Origin of the sequence: Streptomyces sp. NBC_01497 (assembly GCF_036250695.1) — a bacterium.
Lineage (GTDB): Bacteria > Actinomycetota > Actinomycetes > Streptomycetales > Streptomycetaceae > Streptomyces.
In genome coordinates this window covers 395,620-410,737 of the sequence record NZ_CP109427.1, presented here as the reverse complement: position 1 = coordinate 410,737, position 15,118 = coordinate 395,620, and the positions used below count along the sequence as shown (strand labels likewise).

Here is a 15,118-nt window from a genome sequence, read left to right as displayed (position 1 = left end):
GGATGCTCGCGGACCTGGCGGACAGCGTCCCGCAGACCCGCCACGTGATCGTCCTGTCGTCCGACGGGCTGAAGATGGCCCAGCACAGCACGCAGACCGACACCGCGGACCGGCTCGCTGCCGCCTGCGCGGGCCTGCAGAGCCTGGCGGCTGCCGTCGCCTCTGAACTCCCCTCCGGATCGGGGAAGATGAGGATGCTCGTCATCGAGATGGACGGTGGGTTCTTCTACCTGATGGCGGCGGGTGCCGGCGCCTATCTGGCGGTGCTCGCCAACGACGGGGTGGACGCAGGACTGATGGGGCAGCGTATGCGGGACCTGGTACTTCGGATCGGGGAGCATCTCAACAGTCCGCCGCGACACGACGTGCACGCCACGTGAGCGGACCGGGCCGCGGTTGGGAGGAAGAGAGTCCCGAGCGGCTGTATATCATCACCGGTGGTCGCAGTGGTTCCACGGGTCAGAAGCCTCTCGACCTGGTCACGTTGATCGTGGCCAGGTCCGGGCCGACGCCCGGCATGTCCCCCGAGCAGTCGGTGATCCTCCGGCTCTGCCAGTCACCGTTGTCGGTGGCGGAGATCTCCTCCTACACCGCGTTGCCGATGAGCGCGGTGACCGTGCTGCTCGGCGATCTCCTGGCTGAGGAGCACGTGCTGGCTCGTCCGCCGATACCTCAGGTCAAGCTCCCCGACCCGGCATTGATTAAGGCAGTGATCGATGGACTTCAGAAGCTCTGAGCCGCTCCCCGAGGGCCCGCGGCCGGAAGACGTACTGCCGGCGACCGCGGCCACCGCGGCCAAGGTGTTGATCGTTGGTGGGTTCGGGGTCGGCAAGACGACCCTGGTCGGCGCGGTGAGTGAGATTCGGCCCCTGAGGACCGAGGAGACCATGACGCAGGCCGGCATCGGCGTCGACGACACAGCAGGGGTCGAAGGCAAGACGCACACCACGGTCGCGCTGGACTTCGGCCGGATCAGCATCAACCAGGAGCTGATCCTCTACCTCTTCGGAACCCCGGGCCAGGAGCGTTTCTGGTTCCTGTGGCGCGGACTGTTCGAAGGAGCGCTGGGGGCCGTTGTGCTGGTCGACACCGCCCGGCTGGAGGTGAGTTTCGACGCCATGGGCCTGCTCGAAGAGCGCGGTGTGCCCTTCCTGGTCGCGGTCAACTCCTTCCCCAACGCGCCCCGCTACGACGTGAAGGAGTTGCGCAGCGCCCTGGACCTGCCGGAACACGTCCCCATCCACTTCTGCGACGCCCGCAAGCGCGAGGACAGCCGGGACGTCCTGATCGCGCTCATGCGCTACCTCTACTCCCTCTCCGCTACTTCGGAGGCATCGTGAGCACTCCCCCCACCCCACCCCCCGGCTGCCCGGCGCACGTCTCTGACACCAATGGGACGAGGCGGCTGTACGGGCCCGAGGCCGACGGCGACCCCAAGGGCCTGTACGAGAAGCTGCGGGCCGAACACGGTCCGGTGGCCCCGGTCCTGGTGCACGGGGACCTGCCCGCCTGGCTCGTCCTGGGGTATCGGGAGAACCTGGAGGTGGCCAGGACACCGTCCCGCTTCGCCCGCGACTCGCGCGTCTGGCGCGACATGGCCGAGGGCAAGGTCCCTGCCGACCACCCGCTGGGCCCCATGGTCTCCTGGTGGCCTGTGGTCAACTTCACTGACGGCGAGGTGCACGAGCGGCTGAGCAGTGCGGTCATGGATGCCCTGCAGGGCTTCGACCGTCGCGGCATCCGCCGCTACATCACCCGTTTCGCCCACCAGCTGGTCGACGAGTTCTCCGAGAAGGGCCACGCCGACCTGGTCGCCGACTTCGCGGCTCAGTTGCCCACACTGGTCATGACGCAGCTCATCGGCGCTCCGGAGGAGGCCGGGCCGCTGCTGGTGCGGGCAGCCCAGGACATGGTCAACGCCACGGAGACCGCGCTGGAGAGTGACCGCTACGTCACTTCCGTACTGCAGCAACTCCTGGAGACCAAGACCGCCACTCCGGGCAGGGACATCACGTCCTGGTTGCTGGCGCACGAGTCGCGGCTGAGTCCCGAGGAGGTGCTCGCGCACGTACGGGTCATCCTCATCGCGGCCGTGCAGACCACGGCGAACCTCATCGCGAACACGCTGGAGATGGTGCTCACCGACGGCAGGTTCCGCGCCGACCTCTCCGGCGGCCACATGACACTGCCGGACGCCCTGGAGCAGGTGCTGTGGGACCAGCCGCCGATCAACACCGTGCTGGGCCGCTGGGCGACCGGCGACACCGTGCTCGGTGGCCAGGAGATCAAGGCCGGTGACATGCTGTTGCTGGGCCTGGCCGCGGCCAACGTCGACCCCGACGCGTCGATCCGCCCCGACGCGGCGCCCGTGCACGGCAACCGCGCGCACCTCGCGTTCAGCGCCGGCCCGCACGAATGCCCGGGGCAGGACATCGGCCGGGCCATCGCGGACACCGGCATCGAGGTCCTCCTCGCGCGTCTGCCCGATCTCGAACCCTCTGTTGCCCCGGGCGAGCTGCAGCGCAGCGGAACGTTGATGTTCCAGCAACTGACCGGGCTGCCCGTGTCGTTCACCCCCCGCCCTCGACGCGAGGCTGCCGCGCCGGCGGTGCCTGCGGCCATGCCGCCGGTAGTCGTGCCTGCGGCCATGCCGCCGGTCGCGGTACAGACCCAGGCAGCGCCGGACGCCGCTCCCGTCTCCGCGGGGACCCCGCGGCGCCGGTCGTGGTGGAAGCGCCTGCTCCGGCGCAGCTAGGCACCGGACATACGGTGGGGGACCAGCGCACCCGCGCTGGTCCCCCACCGTACGCACCGGATCGCTCAGTACTGCAGTTGCTGCCACCACCAGGCGAAAGCGGGCACCGGTGGGGCGGAGGGGTCCGGGTCGCTGGGTGTATCGCGCCACATCAGGTCGAAATGGGCGCCCGCCACCGGGAAATCGTTGCGATTCCGCGGACTGGCGTAGCGGGGCGCCCGGCTCTGCCACTCGATGGATCCGCTCACGTAATGACCGAGCGAATCCAGGTAGCGGCCGAGTTGATCGTCGGCCCCCCGCGCGAGCTGGGCACGCAGCCGAATGAAGAAGGTCATCACCCGGTCCCGCAGCGCCACGGCCGCGGGCACCGCCTCCGCGGGCGAGCACCTCCACTCATGGGCAAGGACATTGACCAGGTTCTGCTCCCAGGGCTCCTGATCGTCGTCCTTGTCGTAGGAGAACAGATCGTTGTCGGCACTGACGATGAACCCGGCGGCCTCCGTGGCGACCTGGACGGGTGCGGAGTACAGGACGTCGGGGGACAGATGGATCCCATTGGCGACATCGGACCAGGTGAGGGAGAACCGGGTTCCGTTCGCCAACGCCCCCGTCGCGGCGAAGTCCGCGAGGCTCGGCATGACGCCGTATTCGGCGTTGGCGGCCTGCCAGCCGGCTCCGAACAGCCAGTCCCGGGCTCCCTCGACGAATCTGCGCAGCTGGAACGGGGAGAGCATTCCCCAGGTCCTGGCCACCAGATCGTCGAGCGCGGCAGTCAACGGGCCGGGAGGCAGCATCGCGGAGCCGGGAGCCTCGATGGCCCGCGCCAGCCGGATACTGTGGCCGACGATGGCGGCGGTACTCACTCCCTTGTCCCCGGAGTCCTGCCAGTCGTCGATAGCGTTGGCCCAGTAGTTCCACTCGGCGAACAGCACCAGCGGTTCGACGTCCCCGCGCGGGATGATGCGACTGGAGAAGTCGGCACTGTGCGTGGCCAGACCCCAGGCGCGCTCCGTGCCGTCGGGATAGATCCCGAACCGATCGGTCCACTCCACTGCCCGCGCTTCGATCTCCTGGGCCCTCGGGTGGATCAGTCTTTCGTTGAACGGACAGTAGAAAGCCGGGAGCCGGGGCCCCAGGCGAGAGGGCCGTGCGTACTCGGTGACCATGTCAGCTGCCCGCGAGCCGGAAGAGGAGCAGACGGGTCTCCATCGCGTGGTCGCGCCAGATCCGGAAGAATCTGCTGTGCGTGATGGTCGACTCCCGCAGCCGCTCGCGTGACCAGGCGGACGCGGTGCCGGCCGCCTCGACCCGGTCGAGTTCAGCGGTGTTCCACGCCATCGACTGCACCCAGAACTCCGCCACCCGATCAGTGACGTCCTCGTTCTGCTCCATTTCGAAGCCGGCCCGTTCGGCTGCCGAGAGGTACTCGGCGACAGTGCCGAGACGGGTCTTGTAATACCCGTCAATGAATCCGGTCCACTCGGGGCGGCAGACGAAGTGCTCCTGGATGCCGAACCAGCCCCCCGGCTTCAACGCCTTTCCGACCACTTCGAACAGCCGCTGCCGGTCCATGTAACCGGAGCTCTCGTTGGCGTACGCGGCATCGTAGGCCCGCTGCTCGGTCAGCTCGTGGACGTCGCCGTAGCGCGGAGTGACACGATCGGCGACACCGGCCGCCCGTGCGAAGTCCTGTATGACGGGCACGTGCTCGGCCGCCACGGTGAGGCCGGTCACGGTCGCGCGGTGCTCCTGCGCCCAGTAGATCGAACCGCCGCCGACGCCGCAGCCGATGTCGAGGAGCTGCACCGGCGGTGCGGTGTGCACGCCCCAGCTGCGGGCCGCGTGGTCAAGGATCGCTTCCTGCGACTCGGCGATACGTCGCTTCAGGACGCTCTGGCCGACCATCGTGTCCAGATCGGCACTCTGATCAAAGAGCCCTACATGGAAGTGCACGCGGGGGCCTGGCCCGTACTTCTGCAGGATGTCGTTGGTCTTGCGGGAGTAGTACAGCGGCACCTGGCTCTCGTCGAACGCCTGGTCATCGGCAGGAGGCTGGATGAGGAGTTTGCTGTCCATCATGAGTTTCGCTTCCTCGGCGTAAGTGTGGGCACCAGAGTACTTCTGTGTCCTGAACTGATCGACCAGGTTGAGGAATTGGCCGTTCCTCTTACATTGGTGCGTGACGTCCCGTCATGTCTCCCTTTGTTCTCCTGGCGAGAAAGCGCCAGGCCGATCCGATGATGGCGAATCCGGCGGCCGACCTCGCTCCCGGCAGGCGCGGGGCGCCGACCGCGGGCAGTCCCCGTACGCCCGTCCGCCGGGAGTCCACCACGCACGGATCTTCGCGGGTGCGACTGATGAAGCGTCACGATTCCGGGCCTCCGCGACGTGCTCGGTCCCGGTGAAGGGGACCGGCCGGGCCCAGTGCGTAACGCGGCGGCGTCTGACTGCCCCTATGGGAACCGGGTCCGGCCGCGCTCAGGGTTCCCTGCCGAGCAGATCGAGCAGCGTTCTCATGTAGCGATCACCAGCGGCGACACCACGGGACACGGCTTCTCCGCCGCGGCGATCGCCGCGGCATCCGCGCTCGGCGCGGTCCCGGTCCAGTACGTCCGCCAGTTGCGCTCTGGCGCGAGCGCCGACGAGAGGCGTGAAGTCCTGCCCTTGCGCGGCGACCCAGGCGATGGCGAACCGCCGTGACGTGAGCTCCTCGGCCTCCGTGCCGTCCCGGACGTCGAGCGCCCGCGCCATTGCGATGATCTTGATGCGTTGCCGGCGCGCGCACCCGCGATGGCGGCGCCGTCCTGGAGGACCAGATCAGGTACCAGGAGTCCGTCCAAGCGCGGTCCGCCGACGGTCGGACACTGTGGGTCGATCCGTACATCGCCTCCGCTCCGCACTGGCCCGAGTGCGGCTTCACCGTCGCTCAGCGGACGGACTTCCCGCGCGCGGACACGACACCTCCCGGTCGACGGCAGCGTCCGGCCCGACATCAAGCTCCACGTGCCGGCCTGGGCGCATCAGGGCATCACGGTGCGGATCAACGGCGGCCGGCGGCGGGCGACGCCCAGGCGGAGCACGTATTGACGTGCCATCAGTTCTCGCCCCCAGGTGGCGGAGCGGCTCCCCATCCGCACGGAACGCGTTAGCGATGCCCACCGTTCGACGTGTTCCTGCCGGAGGCAGCAGCCCGGCTCACGAGGACACGTGCCCCAGCACTGACCGTCCCCTCCTCAGGGGAGTGACCCGACGCCGCCGCTCCGCCGAGCGAGCCGTCCCGTGCGACCGGCCAACGAAAGACCGCGGAACGTGGCTGGGGGGAGGATGCGGGAGCCCCGGATAAGCTCCGCACATGGACGTGCGTGTAGAGGTCATCCTGGAGTCGAGTCAGGGACTTGTGGACGCTTTCAGCCGGTTGCTTCCTCAGCTGTCATCGACCGCCAAGCCCCTCGACCACCAAGCGGTCGACCGGATGGTGACCTGTGACGCCAACACGGTGCTCGTTGCCCGAACGCCTGACGCGATCGTCGGCACCTGACGCTGGTGCTGTTGCCCTTGCCGTCCGGCTTGCGGGCCCGTGTCGAAGACGTGGTCGTCGACAGTGCGGCGCGAGGCCAGGGAGTTGCGCGGCTGCTCACCCAGGAGTCCCTGCGGATCGCCCGGGCGGCGGGCGCTCGAACGGTCGATCTCACGTCACGACCGGATCGTGGGGCGGCGAACCGGCTGTATGAACGTCTCGGGTTTCAAGCCCGAGGGTCCACGGTCTACCGCTTCCCGATCGACGACTGACCGAGGATGGGACCGTGGGACCGCTGGGCTCGGGTCCCGCGTCGGGAACGGCCGTGGAGTTCCGCGCCGAGTTGAGCGCGATGGCGCCCGGGCCTTGTCCCGGGGGTGGCGGTTCGGCTGAAGCCCGCGATTTCGAGGGTCACGTTCGGCGAGGACGCCGCCGGCGGATGGGTGGGGAGACCCATCGAGGAGGAGGTCCAGTCCCGACGTGCTCAGATGCCACCATTTTGAACCGTATGTTCTGGTGATGGCTGCCGAGGTGCCGGCCCGTGAGGCGGACGTGTCGACGGCTTTCGGGTGACGACTTCCACGCGCAGGCCGGCCTCGACGACTTCCATGCTGAGGCCGGCCTCGACGCCGGCCAGGACGGCGGCGGCGCCCGCGGCGGGTGCCCCCATCAGGGTGCACCTGTCGCCCACGGCTCGGTGCCGGTGGGTGAGGGCCCGATTGGCCCACGTATCCGAAGCGCGAATGGCCCCTGTTGTGCGGCGGGCCGGAGATAGTGTGGTGAGGTCCCGGCGACCACAACGGGGGATCGTCGGACCTGCTCCGGAGTGCACCGGTTCGCCCTCGCTCAGGACGCGATCCGCACGTTCGACTTCCACCCGCGTCAGTCGCCCGCCGCCGGCGTCGTCCGAGCGGTCCTCCGCCTTTCTCTTGACGTGGGTACCTCGTAGGGTAAGTTTTGTAGTGACCGATAATAAATACGATCGATGGGCGGTGTGTATCCGAGGTCGTTCCGAGGCCTCGCGTGGACATCGCAGACAGGGGAAGGTCTCGCCGTCCGCGCCGGGGCTGACTGCACCTGCTCGCACGGCCTGGGCGGCATCCACGCACGGGAAGCGGGAGCCGGCGTCACCCAGTTTCACACCGCTGTACGCCCACGGACCGACACTCCGCCCAGCCCTTCGCTGCTCGTGCCTCTCCTGCGCTCAGTGCCCAACGAACCAAGCCGGCGCACACCGGGCCAACGCCTGATGTGCGGGCGTCCGCTGGGCGCCGAGGTCATGCAGCGCGCCCTTTACCTGCCTCATCAAGCAAGGATTTTCCATATGACGCGTTTTCGTACTCACTTCGGCGCACGTGCCACCGCGACGGAGGTTCTGGCCGGGGTCGATCTGACGGGGCGCCGCATGATCGTCACGGGAGGGGCGTCAGGGCTCGGGGCCGAAACCGTCCGTGCTCTCGCCGGAGCCGGCGCACACGTCACCATCGCCACGCGTGATCCCGCAACCGCCAAGGCGATCGTGGAGGAGTTCCCGCGGACCGAAGCGGCCGCCCTCGACCTGGCCGACCTGGAATCGGTGCGAGCCTTCTGCGCTGCCTGGCGCGGTCCCGTCGACGCCGTCGTCGCCAACGCCGGCGTCATGATGCTTCCCGAGCGCCAGGTCAACGCGCAGGGCTGGGAGATGCAGCTCGCGACCAACTATCTCGGTCATTTCGCGCTGCTGACGGGCCTGCGCACGGCGCTGCGGTCCGCGGAGCGGGGGCGCGTGGTGACGGTCAGCTCCGGTGTGCAGTTGATCGCGGGCTTCGACTTCGACGATCCGCAGTTCGAGCGGCGGCCCTACGACCCGATCATCGCCTACGCGCAGTCGAAGACCGCGGACGTGCTGCTCGCGGTCGGGGTCGGCCGCCGATGGGCTGACGACGGGATCATCGCCAATGCCTGCGCTCCGGGAGTGGCGCACACGAATCTGTCCCGCCACCTGGATGCCGCCTCCCTGCGCATGCTCGGCGCCCAGGACGCGGAGGGCAACCAGCTCACCCCGGATCACTTCAAAACGCCCGCACAAGCCGCGGCCACAGCGACACTGCTCGCGGCGTCGCCCCTCGTTGATGGTGTGACAGGCCGCTACTTCGAAGAAAACCAAGAGGTGGAGACCGTGGAAGGCGGCCCCTCCCGCATGGCCGGGGGTTCTGCCGCGATGGCCGGGATGGTGGCGGAGTGGTCCCTTGACCCCGCCGCCGCGGACCGCCTCTGGGAGTACGGGCTTCAGGCGATCGGTGGTACAAATGCGTGGATATCCTGACAGCCCGCCATGAGGTCGCCGGGGCCGGTCGGCGCGAGATCCAGTGATGCCGAGGAAATGTTGCCGAGAAAGGGATACGCGGGATGGCAACTGACACGCAGAGCTCGCGAGCGGTGGCCGAGTCGTTTCTCCAGCGGCTCGGCGCGCAGAACGCCGAAGGCATCCAGGAATTGTTCGCACCGGAGATCGACTGGAATGTGCCGGGCAGCGACGCACTGCCGTGGACCGGCCACCGCACCCGGCGCGATGAGGTCGCACCCTACTTCACCACGATGTGGCCGGCCTTCGTGGCCGGCAGGAGCGAGGTCGTGCTGGAGCGTGTGATCGTCGAGGACGGTGACGTGATCGTGCTGGGTACCTTCACGCACACCTTCTCGGCGAGTGGTAAGAGGTTCACCACACCGTCCGTCATGCACCTGGTGGTCGAGGACGGTGAAATCACCAGCATGCACCTGTACGAAGACACTCTTTCCGTCTACCGGGCCTCCAAGAAGGACTGACGCGTTGATGGGGCCCTGCTGACCTGGGGCTGCGGGGCTTACGTGCAGGCGGCCGGGCGGCCGGGTGGGCGAGGGCGAGAGCGAGAGCAAAGGTGTGCGGGGTGCGCGCGGCGGGTTGCCGGCGAGCGTCGCCTCGTCGGTGGGACAGGCAGGCGTCGCCACACTTGGCGATCGACCTGAGGGCTGGAGACCGCGACCGCGTCGGGGTCGCCCGCCTTGATCCCCGTCACCGGCGTCCCGGCCCGTAAGTTCTGACGGCGCGACAGGCGGCCCGACAGCCCGACGCTGAACGTGCGGGGGTGGGTGCCGCGTTGGCGCATGGTCGAGTCGCTCCTCCAGGCGAACGACCGAGGTGCTCAGCGCGTCCCGCGTAGCCCGTCCTGGGCAAGCGTTTCCTCGACGCGACGCCCACGCGAAAGCTCGTATCTCCGGCACGTGCGCGGGTAGCATGTGCAGCTCGTTCTGGTGGTCGGGGGAGCGGTGACGGACTACGACATCGACATTGATCCGGTGCAGGTGGCGCTCTCGTCCGCGGGCTTCGCCGACCTGCAGGTATGGGCTTCGCAGATCTATTCGGGCCTCATCGGCTCGCTCGGCGACGCCTCGGGGATGGCGGGCGACGACGACGCGGGCCATGCCTTCGGCGCCGTCTACGATCCCGCGGCCCAGAAAGTGAGCGACGCCCTGGCCAAGAGTGTCGCGTACATGGGCGGCGCCGCGAACACCCTCTACACCATGTCCGCCAACTACCTCGTCGCCGACGCCCAGGTACTGAACGGTATGCGGTTGCCCGCACAGTTGCCCGCGTCTTCGAACCCCGACTGCGACAGCGAGCCGCGGCCGGTGGAGATACCGACGGCGGTAGGACACCAGAACTGGGCGGTCCGTCACATCATCGCCAAGTTCTGGCCCCAGGGAGACCCGGACGCACTGCGTCAAGCGGGCCGTGACTGGCAGCGACTCGCCGGCCTCCTGACCACTCTCGGCCTCGAAGGCGACCGGCACGTCGCGCCGGTGACCAGCGAGAGCCAGGCAAGCGACGTCAAAGCCTTCGAAGCGAGCTGGCAGCGCGTCCACATCGACTGCACCGTCACGGGCCCCGTCCTCAACACCCTCTCCACCACGGCCCACCAACTCAGCCAGGCCTGTGACACCTACGCGCAGAAGATCGACTCGCTGCGCTCCCACCTCACCCACATGGCCGAGCTGGCGGGTGGCGTCGCGGCCGTGGGAATCGGCCTGACGATCCTCACGCTGGGTGTATCGGACGCCGCCGCGGCGGGAGGCGAGGCTGCCATCGTGTCCGAGGCCTCCGCGGCGGCCCTGGCCATGACAGCCGAACTCGAGGCCGACGCCGAACTCGCCGTGCTCACGGAGGCCGCGGCGATCGTGGACGCGGCGGCGGCCCGCATCGTCATTCCCGCCGTTGTCACGGCGGCCGTAGCCGGTACCACCGTGCTTTTGGACGCGGCCACGGCCAGCGCCGCACCAGGGCCCGCGGGACTCGGCACCCAGCCCCTGCCCCGTGACCCCGGCAGCCCGTTCCCCCAGCTGCCCACCGCCGGCCAGGCGGCGGTGAGGCAATGGATGCTGAGCATGCAAGGCCAGGGACGCAGCACCCCGGCCCTGCAGCCGACCACGGGAAAACCAAAGATCGACGCCCGTCGCGCCTACCAGTTGAGGGTCGCGGGATCGACCGAGTACAACCTCTACACCACAGTTCCCAACGGGAAGGGTGGCGAACGCGGAATGAACGCGGACGGAGTCCGTGCGTCCGACGGTGCCGCCGTGGACGCGAAGTACGTCGGCACGCAGAAAAGCTGCACCTCACCCCTGCGCCTGGGCAACGTCGACAACGTGCCCTCCTACGTGTACGAGTCGGCGGAGAAGGCCCAGAAGGACGAGATCATGCGGTACGGGGCGGCGTTCAAAGACCCGCGCAACCAGGTGAACCACATGGAGATCATCACCAACGACGCCAAGGCCGGTGCCTATTTCGACGTGCTGCTCGCGGCCGAGAAAGTGCCGGGCGAGACCCGTATCGTGCCCTGACGACACCGAGGACGCTTGAGAGGACCGGCAGTGGGATCTACCTTCTTTGTGAGCGCGGACCGGGAGACCGGAGCCGCGTGGACGTTCACGGACGACGAACTGTCCGCCTGTGTGAGCCGTCTGTGGCCCGACAGCCGGATGTCGAGCAGCGGGGGCATCCTGGAGCTGGACATCCAGGAGTTCGACCGGGTGCACCCCTTCGCGTGGCAGACCGAACACCGGGTCCTGACCTTTCCCGACCAGGACCCGCTGGAGGGCGCGGCCCGCATCGTCCACCAGTTGCTGCACGAACTGGCCGGTGACGTCCCAGCCGTGTGGTGGGCCGACTACGACGCCACCCCGGAGCCCGTCGACCTCACCATGGACCCCGATGACTTCGCCCGGGAATTCGGCAGTTGACGAGTCCACCGGGGACAACGGCGGGTCGGCCGCCCTGTCGCTGTGCGAAGGCCGGGACCGGCTCTGCCCATGAACCCAGCACGTTCACGGTCTACGGCCGCACTTCCAGGACGCGTTGATACCAGATGCCGGGCTTGCCACCGAGGTGTGCCGGGTCGGCCGGACCCACCGGTACGAACCCCGCCTTGGTCAACACCGCCTGGCTCGCGGCATTGTCGTGAGCGGTGCCCGCCCGCAGTGTCCGCAGCCCGTGCCGCGTGGCTGCCACCCGGCACAGCTCCCGCACGGTCGCGGTCGCCACGCCGAGGCCGGCGACGTGCTGCGCGACCCGGTAACCGAGTTCGGCGGTCCCGTCCTCACAGTCGTACAGGTTGAACCGGCCCAGAACTGAGCCGTCCTCACCGAGGAGCACGTAGAAGGCGCTCGTTCCGGCCGCCTGCTCGGCCAGCAGGGCCCTGAACCTGTCGGTGAACTGCTCGAAGAACTCGTCGCCGCGGTCGGAGACCGAGGCGGCGAAGTAGGCGCGGTTCGCCAACTCGAAGGCCAGGACCGCCGGGGCATCGTCAGCGTGCAGACGCTTCAGCTCGGGCACCGCCCGACTCTACCCGGACCGTGCGCCACGGCCACCCGACTTTCGCTCCTCCCAGAAATGCCGCGTCCCCGGGACGCGAGGTGGCAGGTGATCGGGCGCCCGCGCGGCCTCTTCACCGTCCTGCTCGGCGCGGGCCCGCCGCTGATCGACTTCTTCATCGTCAACGTCGCCCTTTCGAACCTCGACAAGGGCCTCGGCGCGGGACCCGCGCTGCTCGAACTCGTGGTGGCGGGGTACGGCTGGTGGCGGGGTACGGCCTGGCGTACCCGGTCCCTGCTTGTCCTCGGAGGGCGGCTGGGCGGCACGTTCGGCCGCCGCCGGCTCTTCGTCGCGAGCCTGTCCGCCTTCGGGCTCACGTCGCCGGCGTGCGGCCTCGCGCCCAGCCCCTGGATGCTGGTGATCGGCCGGGTGGCGCAGGGCGCGGCGGCCGCGATGATGACGTCGCAGGTACCGGGCGCCATCCACGGCGCATCGTGCTCTCGGACGTACCGCACGGGCGCGAGGGCGTGGGAAGCGGAGTGATGACGACGACGCACCAGGCGGCGCTCGCAAGCGGCCTGGTGTCCGATCGGCTCGCTGTTCGTGGCCCTGCTCGGTCCGTGGGGCATGCGGGACGCGCTGCTGGTGACGCCGCCGGCCTGGCTCGATTCGACAGCGGTGACGGGCGTGTTCAGCCTCAGACTGCCGCGCACCATCTCGTGAGTCGCCGTTCTCACGGTCGCGGTTCGCACGGTCGTGCCGAGAACCTGAACGCCGTGCTGACCTTCAGGGAACCGTCGCGAGTACAGCGTGCGAAAGATCTTCAGGAGAGCCTGTAGTGGAACGGCACGCCCGTTCGTCATCCACACGACGAACGGGAAGGAGACCGCTCATGGACGTGGCCAGGGGTGCGCGGGCAGCGATTGCTCCGCGTCCGAGCGTCCGGAGACCGCGCGGGCGGATGGAGGAGCCGATCGCCCCTGTGGACCGGATCGGTGAGTGGCTGCCGGGGGCGAGGGGAGGGAGTAGCTGGGAGGACGGCGTCCTCGGCTCGTTCGCCGCGTCCCCGGTTCACTGCCCGCAACCAGTTTTCCAACGGTCGGGTCGGTACGGCGAACCGCGTCGCGGCGGAGGGAGAGGGGCCAAGCACCCTCGACTGGACGGCTCTCGAAGATCCCGGCTGATCGGCTCGGCCTGGCGACGCGAGCGGCGAGAGGGCGGCGAGTCGCCGAGTACCCGAGGTCTCCGGTCGTCCACGCACGGCACCTGTGACACCGGCGCCCACGCCGGAAGCGAGGCAGATCCGCGAAACTTCGGGCTGCGGACTCGTCACGCTGTGCCGGAACATGACCACCACGATCGGCGCGACGACCGCCGCCGGAACCACGAAGGGATCAAGCGATGAAGTACCTGATGTTGGTGTGTACGGACCCGGATCACACCCCCGGGCAGGACGACGGTGCCCCGGATGTCGAGGACTGGGTCACGGAGATGGACGGTAAGGGAATCCGGCTGATGGGCAACCGCACCCGTCCGGCGAGCGACGCCACCACGGTTCGCGTCCGTGACCGTCGGGTGCTGCTCACCGACGGACCCTACGCGGAGACCAAGGACCTGATGGCCGGCTTCGACATCCTCGAATGCGCCGACCTCGACGAAGCGATCGATGTCGCCTCCAAGCACCCGATGGCCTGGAGAGGGATGGTCGAACTGCGGCCGTTCTGGCCCGGCGACGCCGACGAATGATCGGTTGACCGAGAGGGTGGCAGTGGAATCCCAGGTGAAGGATCGTATTGCCGGGATCTACACCACCGCGTGGAGCCGGATCGTGGCCACCATGATCCGGCTCACCGGCGGTGACTGGGGCCTGGCCGAAGAGTGTGCGCAGGACGCGTTCGCGCAGGCACTGAAGAAGTGGCCGGAATCAGGCATACCGACCGAACCCATTGCCTGGCTCACCACCGTCGCGCGCAACCGCGCGCTCGACCGGATGCGCCGTGCTTCGACCGAGGCGGCGAAGCTGCGGAAGGTGGCGACGCTGGAAAGGGGGCAGCCGCCCCCCTGTGCGCGCGACAGCGAGATTCCGGACGAGCGACTTGAGCTGATGTTCACCTGCTGCCATCCGTCGCTGAATCTCGATGCTCAAGTGGCGCTGACCCTGCGGAGCCTGACCGGCATGAGTACCGCGGAGATCGCACGGGCGTTCCTGGTACCGGAACGCACCATGGGGCAACGCCTCTTCCGGGCCAAACAGAAGGTGGCCCACGCGGGCATCCCGTTTCGCGTGCCCCCCGCGCACCTGCTGCCAGAGCGACTTCCCGCCCTGCTCCACGTGCTCTACCTGCTGTTCAACGACGGATACGGGGACCCGCACAAGACCCGACTGCCGGGGGAGGCAATCCGTATCGCGCGCGTGCTCACCGCGTTGATGCCCGACGAGCCCGAGGCGCACGGCATGCTCGCGCTGATGTTGTTGCATGATGCCCGGCGGCCGTCCCGCATCGCCCCGAACGGCGATCTGGTCACCCTGGAGGAGCAGGACCGCTCACTGTGGGACCGGGATCGGATCGCGGAGGGCCTCACCATCCTCGAACGGGCGCTGCGACGGCGCAGGGCCGGCCCGTTCCAGATCCAGGCCGCCATCGCCGCCTGCCACGCCACCGCGCCCGTGGCAGCCCGTACCGACTGGCCACAGATCGTCGGACTCTACGAGCAACTCGCCCTCGTGGCACCGAGCGTGATCGTCGATCTGAACCATGCCGTCGCGATCGGCATGGCGGAGGGACCGGAGGTGGCGCTGCCGCTGGTCGACGCGATCGCGGGGACGGGGAAGCTGGACGGTTACCACCTGCTGCATGCGACGCGTGCCGAACTACTGCGACGCTCCGGCCGTGCGGCGGAAGCCCGCGAGGGCTATCTCGCGGCGCTCGACCTGGCGCCCACCGAAGCTGAACGTCGCCACCTGCACAACCGGCTGCGGCACTTGTGACGGCGACTGTCTCGCCGCGGGGCGCTCTCG

At 68.8% G+C, this 15,118-nt stretch carries 14 protein-coding genes and 2 pseudogenes; 12 read left to right on the top strand and 4 right to left on the bottom strand.

Features of this window, described 5'->3' with window-relative positions; all coding sequences use genetic code 11:
• Positions 1-2 precede the first annotated feature (2 nt).
• The 4 genes from OG310_RS01890 to OG310_RS01875 are packed head-to-tail and all read left to right on the top strand — an operon-like array spanning position 3 to position 2,755.
• Positions 3-380, top strand: a complete 378-nt coding sequence (locus OG310_RS01890; RefSeq protein WP_329459990.1) for a roadblock/LC7 domain-containing protein — start codon at positions 3-5, stop codon at positions 378-380.
• Positions 377-736 (top strand): DUF742 domain-containing protein, encoded by a 360-nt coding sequence (locus OG310_RS01885; protein ID WP_329454101.1) that lies wholly within the window; start codon positions 377-379, stop codon positions 734-736. The genes OG310_RS01890 and OG310_RS01885 overlap by 4 nt, the downstream gene beginning before the upstream one ends.
• Positions 717-1,340: a GTP-binding protein gene (locus OG310_RS01880; protein ID WP_329454100.1), complete on the top strand. Its 624-nt coding sequence runs from the start codon at positions 717-719 to the stop codon at positions 1,338-1,340. The genes OG310_RS01885 and OG310_RS01880 overlap by 20 nt, the downstream gene beginning before the upstream one ends.
• A complete protein-coding gene (locus OG310_RS01875; RefSeq protein ID WP_329454099.1) occupies positions 1,337-2,755 on the top strand; it encodes a cytochrome P450 in 1,419 nt (472 codons plus the stop codon). The genes OG310_RS01880 and OG310_RS01875 overlap by 4 nt, the downstream gene beginning before the upstream one ends.
• 65 nt (positions 2,756-2,820) lie before the next feature.
• Here OG310_RS01875 and OG310_RS01870 read toward each other — a convergent pair whose 3' ends face one another.
• The 3 genes from OG310_RS01870 to OG310_RS01860 all read right to left on the bottom strand — a co-directional run bounded on the left by OG310_RS01870 (position 2,821) and on the right by OG310_RS01860 (position 5,506).
• On the bottom strand, positions 2,821-3,807 hold the full coding sequence (locus OG310_RS01870) for a terpene synthase family protein (RefSeq protein WP_329454098.1): 987 nt from the start codon (positions 3,805-3,807) through the stop codon (positions 2,821-2,823).
• 115 nt (positions 3,808-3,922) lie between these two features.
• Entirely contained in the window at positions 3,923-4,834 is a 912-nt protein-coding gene (locus OG310_RS01865; RefSeq protein ID WP_329454097.1) for an SAM-dependent methyltransferase, read from the bottom strand.
• A 399-nt stretch (positions 4,835-5,233) separates the two neighbouring features.
• Positions 5,234-5,506 (bottom strand): hypothetical protein, encoded by a 273-nt coding sequence (locus tag OG310_RS01860; RefSeq protein ID WP_329454096.1) that lies wholly within the window; start codon positions 5,504-5,506, stop codon positions 5,234-5,236.
• Positions 5,507-6,107: 601 nt separating this feature from the next.
• Here OG310_RS01860 and OG310_RS01855 point away from each other — a divergent pair.
• The 5 genes and pseudogenes from OG310_RS01855 (at position 6,108) to OG310_RS01835 (ending at position 11,528) form a co-directional block, all read left to right on the top strand.
• Positions 6,108-6,544: pseudogene (locus OG310_RS01855) on the top strand (GNAT family N-acetyltransferase).
• Positions 6,545-7,596: 1,052 nt separating this feature from the next.
• On the top strand, positions 7,597-8,577 hold the full coding sequence (locus OG310_RS01850; RefSeq protein WP_329454095.1) for an SDR family NAD(P)-dependent oxidoreductase: 981 nt from the start codon (positions 7,597-7,599) through the stop codon (positions 8,575-8,577).
• Between the two features lie 83 nt (positions 8,578-8,660).
• Positions 8,661-9,077 (top strand): nuclear transport factor 2 family protein, encoded by a 417-nt coding sequence (locus OG310_RS01845; protein ID WP_329454094.1) that lies wholly within the window; start codon positions 8,661-8,663, stop codon positions 9,075-9,077.
• A 450-nt stretch (positions 9,078-9,527) separates the two neighbouring features.
• On the top strand, positions 9,528-11,129 hold the full coding sequence (locus OG310_RS01840; protein WP_329454093.1) for a restriction endonuclease fold toxin-2 domain-containing protein: 1,602 nt from the start codon (positions 9,528-9,530) through the stop codon (positions 11,127-11,129).
• Between the two features lie 30 nt (positions 11,130-11,159).
• Entirely contained in the window at positions 11,160-11,528 is a 369-nt protein-coding gene (locus OG310_RS01835; RefSeq protein ID WP_329454092.1) for a hypothetical protein, read from the top strand.
• Between the two features lie 91 nt (positions 11,529-11,619).
• Here OG310_RS01835 and OG310_RS01830 read toward each other — a convergent pair whose 3' ends face one another.
• The gene (locus OG310_RS01830) at positions 11,620-12,120 is read right to left on the bottom strand and encodes a GNAT family N-acetyltransferase (RefSeq protein ID WP_329454091.1); all 501 of its coding nucleotides are present in this window, start codon (positions 12,118-12,120) and stop codon (positions 11,620-11,622) included.
• Positions 12,121-12,177: 57 nt separating this feature from the next.
• Here OG310_RS01830 and OG310_RS01825 point away from each other — a divergent pair.
• The 3 genes and pseudogenes from OG310_RS01825 to OG310_RS01815 all read left to right on the top strand — a co-directional run.
• Positions 12,178-12,594 (top strand): annotated as a pseudogene (locus OG310_RS01825) (MFS transporter); the annotation flags it as partial.
• 906 nt (positions 12,595-13,500) lie between these two features.
• A complete protein-coding gene (locus OG310_RS01820) occupies positions 13,501-13,845 on the top strand; it encodes a YciI family protein (protein WP_329454090.1) in 345 nt (114 codons plus the stop codon).
• A 34-nt stretch (positions 13,846-13,879) separates the two neighbouring features.
• Complete coding sequence (locus OG310_RS01815) at positions 13,880-15,088, top strand: RNA polymerase sigma factor (protein WP_329454089.1); 1,209 nt, start codon at positions 13,880-13,882, stop codon at positions 15,086-15,088.
• Positions 15,089-15,118 lie beyond the last annotated feature (30 nt).

What these genes read in the sequence shown, in the direction of transcription:
- OG310_RS01890 (WP_329459990.1), top strand. Translation starts at nt 3, where the DNA reads ATGCTCGCGGACCTGGCGGACAGCGTCCCGCAGACCCGCCACGTGATC.
- OG310_RS01880 (WP_329454100.1), top strand. Translation starts at nt 717, where the DNA reads ATGGACTTCAGAAGCTCTGAGCCGCTCCCCGAGGGCCCGCGGCCGGAA.
- OG310_RS01865 (WP_329454097.1), bottom strand. Translation starts at nt 4,834, where the DNA reads ATGATGGACAGCAAACTCCTCATCCAGCCTCCTGCCGATGACCAGGCG.
- OG310_RS01860 (WP_329454096.1), bottom strand. Translation starts at nt 5,506, where the DNA reads ATGGCGCGGGCGCTCGACGTCCGGGACGGCACGGAGGCCGAGGAGCTC.
- OG310_RS01850 (WP_329454095.1), top strand. Translation starts at nt 7,597, where the DNA reads ATGACGCGTTTTCGTACTCACTTCGGCGCACGTGCCACCGCGACGGAG.
- OG310_RS01845 (WP_329454094.1), top strand. Translation starts at nt 8,661, where the DNA reads ATGGCAACTGACACGCAGAGCTCGCGAGCGGTGGCCGAGTCGTTTCTC.
- OG310_RS01820 (WP_329454090.1), top strand. Translation starts at nt 13,501, where the DNA reads ATGAAGTACCTGATGTTGGTGTGTACGGACCCGGATCACACCCCCGGG.